Origin of the sequence: Streptomyces sp. NPDC032472, assembly GCF_040636955.1 — a bacterium.
GTDB lineage: Bacteria > Actinomycetota > Actinomycetes > Streptomycetales > Streptomycetaceae > Streptomyces.
In genome coordinates this window covers 1-7,922 of record NZ_JBEZVK010000139.1, presented here as the reverse complement: position 1 = coordinate 7,922, position 7,922 = coordinate 1, and the positions used below count along the sequence as shown (strand labels likewise).

The window sequence follows — 7,922 nt, the reverse complement described above, 5'->3', positions numbered from 1 at the left end:
CCGGCGCCGGCGCCGGCGCCGGGCCCGCGCTCTGCCGACCGCTCCCCCGTGGCGGCGTCGGCGACTCCCGCGACCAGGGCCTTCACGGCATCGGGCAGCGGATCGGGCTCGCCCTCGCTCCACAGGGCGGGCAGCTCCGCGTCGGGGACGGAGGCGATGGTCTCCTCGAAGAGCGCGCGCAGGGTCTTCCGCACGGTACGGGGGACGGAGGTGATCGAGACGTGGAGCGACCAGGTCTCCTCGCTCTCCGCCCGGTGCGGCCGGCCGGGGGGCATGTAGCAGAGGTCGCCGGCGCTCAGCGTCATCCGGTGTTCGGGGACGGCGCCGGCGGGGGCGCTGACCGGACCCGGGGAGTCCTGGCCCTCGAAGGGGCCGTAGACCTCCCAGCGCTTGGTTCCGGCCGCCTGTACGACCACGACGTGGACGGGGTCCTGGTGGAGGACGAAGGCTCCCCGGCCCGGCGGGCTGAGGAAGGCCACCGCCGACGTCTCCAGTCCGGTGCGGTCGGCCAGGGCCCTGCACAGCTCCCGGGCCGGCGGCCAGTACTCCTGGAGGTCGTTCAGCTGGAGGCTGGCGCCGTCACCGAGGAGCGCCTCGACCTTCTCCAGGCGCAGGAAGTTGGGCACGTCGGTGCCGATGATCCGCCTGGCGGCCGTGTACGTCTTCGGCGGGACGGGAGAGCCGTCCTTCAGCAGCACCACCTGGGGGAAGCGGGCCCGTCCGTCGCAGAGGAGGGCGTGTACGTCCCGGACCGTCAGCGGCGGCGGGTATCCGCGGCCGTGCCCCGGGTGGAGCGTGGTCCGCTTGCCCCATGCGGTCCTGAGCGACTCTGCGGGCGGCAGCAGACGCGGCCAGCCGGCAGTCGTGTCCGTCGTGGTACCCGAGCGCGTTGTCATGCAGTGGCCTCCTGGTCCCAGGAAACGTCGGGTACGCCGTGGGCGATGGCGAATGCCAGGAAATGGCGGGCGCACGACCGGAAGTGGTGGATATCACGGAAGCCGCGGCGGCGTACCTGTGTTTCCAGGTCGTCGTCGGCCTTCCAGGCTTCGGTGAAGTAGCGGTCGATGGTGGCCTCCGCGATATGGCTCGGCCGGTACTTGGCGCCCTTGCGCGCGAGCTCGGCATTGAAGCGCATCACGTCGACGGCGACCGCGGCGGCCGGGTGGTCCCGGAACCGCGGTTCGGGAGCGGGTGGCGCCGGGAGACTGCCCACGGCGACCCGGGCGGCCATCAGGAGGCGCTGCCTCTGCGGGGGCAGCGTGGCGCGCTCGTCGCCGTCGAGGTAGCGGCCCAGGCTTTCGGCAGCCGGGCCGTCGTCGGCGGTGATTCCCCGGGTCAGGCACAAGGCCTCGGCCGCCGCTTCGGCCTCGGCGCCCTGCGCCCGGTCGTCGCCGCCGCCCGCTGCCAGGGTGCGGATTCCCTCGCGGTACACGCTTGCGACGGTGTCCTGCGCGAACAGCCTGAGCAGGGATTCCACGTACCAGTCGGTGGTCGTCTGCCCGCCGACACGGATCGGCCGCGTCTTCGCCAGCCACTGCGACATCAGCGGCGGGTATCCCTCGATCGGAAGGTCGTCGCCGTCGCGCTGCCGCACCAGCCAGCCGCGCCGGGCCAGCGCTTCGAGGAGCTGTACGGCGTCTTCGGCCTTGGCGTCCCAGGGTTCGCGCGCCGCCCACGCGAGCATGCGCTCGGCAGCGGGACCGTCCAGGGTTCCCTGTGCACGGCAGCTCTCGACGATCCGGGTCAGCCTGCGCCGGGGGAAGAAGGTCTGACGTGCTTCGCACACGATCGCGTGCTGTTGCAGCTCGGTGAGGACACCTGCCTGGTGGGCCCGGTGGGCTGCCGCCCTGATGTTGACCAGCGGGTCGCTGAACTGCCTCCATCCCAGGTCCTCGTCCCCGTGCGCGACGGCCACCTCGTCGTCGCTGTCGTACCGGCCGGAGGCGAACCCGGCGAAGACCTGGCCGATGCCGCGCATGCCGTAGGGTGCGAGTTCGGCCGCCCGCAGGGCGCCCATGCTGGACGAGCCGACGACCGCGATGCCGTGGTCGAGCAGCCAGAGGAGCTCCTTGTGGCGTACCGCGGCGGTCTGGAAGAAGAGCCCGTCGACGACGGCGACCGTGTCTCCCGGCTCCAGGTCCAGGCGCAGCACGTCCAAGTGGCGGACGGGCGGGTGGAGGACCGCGTCCGGGAGCGCGGCCAGGGCCCGCTCGGCGGGCAGTGTGGGGCCCAGGAAGAGGTGGGTGGTCACAGCGGGTCTACCTTTCCTTCCGGGCAGGGCTGACCGGACGATGCAGGTGGTGGCGGCGGTCGAAGCGCAGTCCCGGTGCCACGACCCGGACGACGTCGATCCCGATCCGGTCGTCGCGCAGATCCACGAACAGCGGCTCTCCGCACAGGCGCATGAGGGGGAGGCAGATCGCTTCGAGGTCGGCGTCGAGGGACGGGCCCGAGGTGTCGGGGAGCGACCGGAGGTCGATGCGCGGGGCGGAGGGGGGCGTGACGGGGCACGGAACCGGGTCGATCCCGCCGGCGTACACGTGGTCGGGGATGTCGTCCCGGGTTCCGGTGATCACGGTCAGGCGGGATTGGGCGGCTTCGGTCAGGGCTCTCAGCAGGGCGACGGCCGGGTCCAGATGGGTTCCCGCACCGGCGATGACGACGGGGAGCGTCTCGGACCAGACGTAGCAGGCGAAGGTGGGGATGCCGAGCCTGCCCGGTACGTGGATGATCTCCAGCCAGGTCCTGCCGCCGCCCAGGATCCGGTCCATGACCTCGGCGCAGAGCGGATCGGTGACCGAGGCCGGGTCCACGTAGGTCCGCTGCTCCGGCGGGAGCCGGTTCAGGTCGACGATCGCGTCGCGTTCCACCAGCTCGTACAGGCCGTGGACGAGGGCCTCGGTGCGGTTGTTGCCGGCCGCCAGCCCGTTGGTGGTGGCGGTGAAGGCGCGTATCCGCCGCGGTGGAGGGGGCGAGGCGGCGAGGCCCATGTGCACGTAGTCCCGGGGCACGTGGTCGGTCCGGCCGGTGATCACCCCTGCGGCCGGGATCCAGCTCAGGGGCGTGGCGGTGGTCAGGGGCGTGTCGTGCCGGTCCGGCAGGACGGTCACGTCGTAGCCGAGGGAGAGTGCGGAGGCCGGCGCGGTCAGGACGGCGGCCGGGACACGCCGTTCCGCGTGCCAGGTTTCGGTCGACTCCATGGCGGCGCTGATCTTCGCCAGCAGCAGCGTGGCTCCTTTGCCCTGGCTCACGGCAACGGTGTGGGAGGCCGGGCGCACCGCCATCGCCGTGGGCACCCCGAGGTCGTCGAGGCCGGTCACGTCCGCGACGCGTGTGATGCCGAGGCGCGGGAGGAGCGGGACCAGCCGGGCCCACGTGGCCTCCGGGGACGCGGCACGGTGCGTACCGGCGCGGTGCGCCTTGCCGGCCGGGGTGCCGGATGTTCCCGGGAGCGCTGCGACGCCGGAACTCACGGGCGGCCTCCGCGGCGGCCCGGGTGGAGGCTGATGCGCGGGGCGAAGAAGTTCTCCCCGTACCTCAGCTCCTGGGCGAGTACCTTCACCACCGGCAGTCCGATGTCCTTCCTGGTGAGATCCAGAACGATCGGATCGCAATCCCGGCGTTCCCAGAGGGATCCCAGGACGGCATCGATATCGGAACGCAGATGGCGGTCCTCGTCGGCGGCGGACTCGGGGAACCGGATCGGCGGTCCCAGTGGTACGGAGGAGAAGGGGACCTGATCCACGATCTTGCGTCGCTCGAATCTGGCGTCGACTTCCTCCCGAAGCCCCAGCACGACCACGAGTCGCAATTGGGCCGCCTCCGTCAGGGCCCTGGAAAGCGCCACGGCCGGATTGAGATGGGATCCGGCACCGCAGAAGACCCATGGATTATCGGGGCCGCGGATGAAACTCACAAAGGCCGGGATGTCGAGATCATTGGTCACATCGATGACGGCTACCTCGAAGTCCTGTGAGAGGTACCGGCCGATGAGGCCGCGACACTCGGGATCGGTGATGGATTCGATTCCGACCTGCCCTCTCGGCCCTCGCTCGAGATAATCGGCGAGACAGTCGCGCTCCGCCAGTTCCAAGAGGGCGTGCAGCAATGCCTCTTCCCGGGTATTGCCGCTTGCGAGTCCGTTGGTGCGCGCGGAGAAGAAGGGAGGCACGTCGAACGTCCCTGCCCGGTTGGCCAGTTCCACGGTCTGCGCCGGGACCAGCACACGCTCTCCGCTCACCAGGCGCCGGCCGGTGAACCAGTCCATGACGGCGCCGTCTCCCGGGATCCCCCAGGGCCCCTCGCGCAGTCCGTGCAGGTGGACCGGGGTGACGGCGGCGTCGCCCAGCACGTCGCGCCGGGCGGCGCGCAGCCGCTCCAACGTCGGCCACTCGGCGTGCCAGACCTCCATGGCCTCCATCGCGGCCGAAATGCGGGAGAGCTCCTTCGTCACCCCCTTCCCCAGCGCGACATGCGTACAACGGGCCATGGGGCGCACTGCACCGAAAACGGGAATTCCCAGGGGATCGAGGTCGGAATGGTCCACGAGCCGGGTGATCCCGGCCAGCGGAAGCAGGGGCTGAATCCGGTTCCATGTCCGATATGGCGGCGCCACTCGGTGAGTGCCGCGATACCGTCCGGCCACCACGCCGCCGAACGGTTCTTCGCGGTCCTGTTCCAGCCCGGACAAACGGCCACCGATTACGGCACCCATGTCGACCCACCTGTCCCCTCGGCAGCAACACTGCAGCGGCGGGGGTGGCGCTCGCATCGCGCCTCCCCCGCCGCGCATCTTCGGCTTACTCGGCCTGAACGTGGTCGGCGATGTAGACGTGATCCTGCTCCTGGACCTCGTCCTCGAAGATCTCCTCGGCCATCTTGAACACCCCCCTCCGGCCAATGGTTTTGACGACCGGACGGTCGATGGACGGAACATTAAGCAGGCGTGAATACGACCGTCAAGGGATTCGATAGAGGAGAATACGACCCCATGAAGGCCGAAAATCAATCACCCGAAAAGCCTGGGAAGATCGGGCGCGGAGTGAGGAGTTACCGGAGTCAACTGATGTCCGTTTGGCCGAGCCGCTGACCTTGGTCACCCGGCCGTCCGGACACGCCGATCAGGCCAGGGGCGCGGCCACGGCGTCGCCACGGCGGTCTGCTCGGCGCGTAACGCCGGCGCCCGGTCGGTCCTGTGGACCGGCGCGGCGGACGAGCTGTGCGCCGTACTCCCCTGCTGCTGTCCCCGCTGCGCCGGACCCCGCCCTCCCGGCCTGAGCGCCCCGCCCTCGGGACCGCCCCGGGACGGAGCTCACGTGGGTGTTCCGCGGCCGGGCCAAGCGATGTCGTCAACGGCGAGGAACGGCTCGCCGGCCACGGTCGCCGGGGTGGCCCCGGTGAACGCCATGACGTCCCGATGCAGGTGGGACTGGTCCGCGTAGCCGGTGTCGGCGGCGACCCGGGCCGCGCCTTCACCCGCGACCAGGCGGTGGGCGGCGTGATCGAAGCGGACCAGCATCACGGCCCGCTTGGGCGGCAGTCCGAGCTGCGACCGGAACCGCGACCACAGCCGCTTGCGGCTCCACCCGACCTCGGCCGCGAGTCCGTCGACCCGGGCCAGGCCACGGCTGACGACGATCCGGCGCCAGGCCCAGGCCACCTCCGGGTCCACCGGCGGCCCCGCCTCGTACCGGCGGGCGAGCAGCGCGTCCGTCAGTGCGAAGCGGTCCTGCCACGAGGGGGCATCGGCGAGTTGCCCGCAGATCCGCGACGCCTCCCGGCCCCACAGATCGCCGAGCGGTACGACGGCGCCGTCGAGCTCGGCGGGAGAGGCGCCCAGAACGGCGCGTGCGATCACCGGGGAGAGACGTACCTGCACGCACTCGACGTTCTCTCCCCGCGCCCGGACCGCGCCTGCGGACCCGAGCCCGGGGCCGGCGACCATGCTTCCCCGCTGCTGCCGCCCTGCGGCCCAGTCAAGGACGGGAGAACCCTCGCCGAACTCCAACAGCAGCGTCACGGCCGGGTGCGGGACGATCCGGAGCGCATCCAGGTCCGGGACGCGGAAGCCGGCCATGGTGACACCGGCCACGGGGCTGGGCCGCCGCGGGGACGCGACGTCCCACAGGGCGGCGCCGTGCGCGAACGTCTGCATCGCCCCATGATGCTCCGTGAGCCGGCCGGCGGGAACATTCGTCCAATCCAACGGGGCGTACCGGCGCAGACAGTGGGCTCATGACTGTTTCTGACGGCGGCCCGTACATGAACGGCCGCGCCGGGGCCACCGAGGGTTCCCTCCTGTCGCTGGACGACGGCGACATCCACGTGTGCCAGGACGGCCCCCGCGACGCCCCCGCACTCCTGCTCGTCCACGGGTCCGCATCCTCGACCCGCTCGTGGAAGGCGATGGTTCCGCTGCTGACCGGATCCCACCGCGTCATCCGGATCGACCTCCTCGGGCACGGCCGGTCGGCCAAACCGGCCGACCGCAGCTACGCGGTCCCCGACCAGGCACGTCGGGCCGGCACGGCACTGGACCGGCTCGGCGTCGAACACGCCGTGGTGGCCGGCCATTCCAGCGGCGGCGCGGTCGCCACCGCCCTCGCCGCAGAGCGGCCCGACCTGGTGACCGCGCTCGCGCTCATCAACACCGGCCCCGGCCTGGACGCCTTCATCGCACCGGAGTCCGCCGCAGCCGTCCCTTCGCAGTGGCCGCCGACCGACGAGCAGCTACGCCGGTTCGCGAGCACCGCGGTCAGCCGCGCGGGCTACCGGATCCCGGAGGAACTCCTGGACGACGTACGCCGCATGACCCACCACACGTTCCTCGCGACGATGCAGGCCGTCCGCTCCTACCTGGAGCAGGGGGCGCTGCCGGATCGGCTGGCGGTCCTCGGCAAGCCGCTGCTGGTGGTCTTCGGCGAGGACGACCGCCGATGGCGGTCCTCATCCGCCTCCGCCTACCGCGCCGTTGCGGGCGCGGAGGTCGAGCTGCTGCCCGGTCTCGGGCACTCGCCCATCCTCGAGGACCCGCCGCGGACCGCCGCCCGCCTGCTGGCCTTCACCACGATCCACGCCGTACGGGTGGACTGAACGAAAGGAAAGGAGGGGCGCCATGCGGATTCTCGTCTCCGGCGCCGGCATCGCCGGTCCGGTCCTGGCCTACTGGCTCACCCGGCACGGCTTCCGCGTCACCGTCGTGGAGCGCGCGCCCGCTCTGCGCAGGACCGGCGGCCACGCGGTCGACCTGTTCCGGCCCGCGATGGACGTCTCGGAGAAGATGGGAGTGCTCCCCCGCATCGAGGAGCGGGCCACCGGCACGACCCGGATGGCCGTCCACCGGGAGGGCTCACGGCGTCCCGTCCGGGTGGACCTTTCCAAGGTCTTCGCCGCCGCCTCCGACCGGCACGTCGAGATCATGCGCGACGACCTGAGCAGGATCTACCACGGCGCCGCACGCAAGGACGTCGAATACGTCTTCGACGACTCGATCACGGCGATCTCGCCGGACGGCGAGGTGCGGTTCGAGAACGCCCCGCCGCGCCGCTTCGACCTCGTCGTCGGCGCGGACGGGCTGCACTCCACCGTGCGCCGCCTCGTCTTCGGCGAGGAGTCCCGCTTCACCGCGTTCATCGGGGCCCATCTCGGGGTGCTGACCCTGCCGAACCTCTCGGGCCTCGACCGCGAACTCCGCATGCACGTCGGCGTCGGCCGCACCGCCGGCATGTACGGCGCGCGGCACCTCGGCGACGCGCGGGCGTTGTTCCTGTTCCGCAGCGAGCGGGAGCTCGACTGCCACCACCGCGACGTGCCCCGGCAGAAGGAGCTGGTGCGCGGTGCGTTCGCCGGTATGCACCCCGACGTGGACCGCTGGCTGGACGAGCTCGACCGCACCCCGGCCTGGTACTACGACTCGGTCACCC

General features: G+C 71.6%; 8 protein-coding genes. 3 read left to right on the top strand and 5 right to left on the bottom strand.

Annotation, left to right across the window (positions count from 1 at the left end; translation table 11 throughout):
* The 4 genes from AB0F11_RS36790 to AB0F11_RS36775 all read right to left on the bottom strand — a co-directional run.
* Positions 1–896: cupin domain-containing protein (locus AB0F11_RS36790; protein WP_362183842.1), on the bottom strand; the 896-nt coding region annotated here is incomplete at its 3' end.
* Complete coding sequence (locus AB0F11_RS36785; protein WP_362183839.1) at positions 893–2,251, bottom strand: TfuA-like protein; 1,359 nt, start codon at positions 2,249–2,251, stop codon at positions 893–895. The genes AB0F11_RS36785 and AB0F11_RS36790, both read right to left, overlap by 4 nt.
* Before the next feature lie 7 nt (positions 2,252–2,258).
* On the bottom strand, positions 2,259–3,473 hold the full coding sequence (locus AB0F11_RS36780; protein ID WP_362183836.1) for a YcaO-like family protein: 1,215 nt from the start codon (positions 3,471–3,473) through the stop codon (positions 2,259–2,261).
* Positions 3,470–4,714 carry a YcaO-like family protein gene (locus tag AB0F11_RS36775; protein ID WP_362183833.1) on the bottom strand — a complete coding sequence of 415 codons (1,245 nt, stop codon included), beginning with the start codon at positions 4,712–4,714 and terminating at the stop codon, positions 3,470–3,472. The genes AB0F11_RS36780 and AB0F11_RS36775 overlap by 4 nt, the downstream gene beginning before the upstream one ends.
* On the opposite strand from AB0F11_RS36775, the gene AB0F11_RS36770 reads away from it, so the two are divergent.
* Positions 4,713–4,949, top strand: a complete 237-nt coding sequence (locus AB0F11_RS36770; RefSeq protein ID WP_362183830.1) for a hypothetical protein — start codon at positions 4,713–4,715, stop codon at positions 4,947–4,949. The genes AB0F11_RS36775 and AB0F11_RS36770 overlap by 2 nt on opposite strands.
* A gap of 362 nt (positions 4,950–5,311) precedes the next feature.
* Here AB0F11_RS36770 and AB0F11_RS36765 read toward each other — a convergent pair whose 3' ends face one another.
* Entirely contained in the window at positions 5,312–6,154 is an 843-nt protein-coding gene (locus AB0F11_RS36765; RefSeq protein ID WP_362183827.1) for a helix-turn-helix domain-containing protein, read from the bottom strand.
* Between the two features lie 80 nt (positions 6,155–6,234).
* Between AB0F11_RS36765 and AB0F11_RS36760 the strand changes: the two genes are divergently transcribed.
* Together AB0F11_RS36760 and AB0F11_RS36755 are read left to right on the top strand one after the other, a co-directional pair.
* On the top strand, positions 6,235–7,092 hold the full coding sequence (locus AB0F11_RS36760; RefSeq protein WP_362183824.1) for an alpha/beta fold hydrolase: 858 nt from the start codon (positions 6,235–6,237) through the stop codon (positions 7,090–7,092).
* A 22-nt stretch (positions 7,093–7,114) separates the two neighbouring features.
* A partial coding sequence (locus AB0F11_RS36755; protein ID WP_362183821.1) for an FAD-dependent oxidoreductase occupies positions 7,115–7,922 on the top strand: 808 nt, incomplete at its 3' end.

Excerpts from the sequence above, each read along its gene's own strand:
- AB0F11_RS36770 (WP_362183830.1), top strand. The coding sequence starts at position 4,713 with ATGTCGACCCACCTGTCCCCTCGGCAGCAACACTGCAGCGGCGGGGGT.
- AB0F11_RS36775 (WP_362183833.1), bottom strand. The coding sequence starts at position 4,714 with ATGGGTGCCGTAATCGGTGGCCGTTTGTCCGGGCTGGAACAGGACCGC.
- AB0F11_RS36765 (WP_362183827.1), bottom strand. The coding sequence starts at position 6,154 with ATGCAGACGTTCGCGCACGGCGCCGCCCTGTGGGACGTCGCGTCCCCG.
- AB0F11_RS36760 (WP_362183824.1), top strand. The coding sequence starts at position 6,235 with ATGACTGTTTCTGACGGCGGCCCGTACATGAACGGCCGCGCCGGGGCC.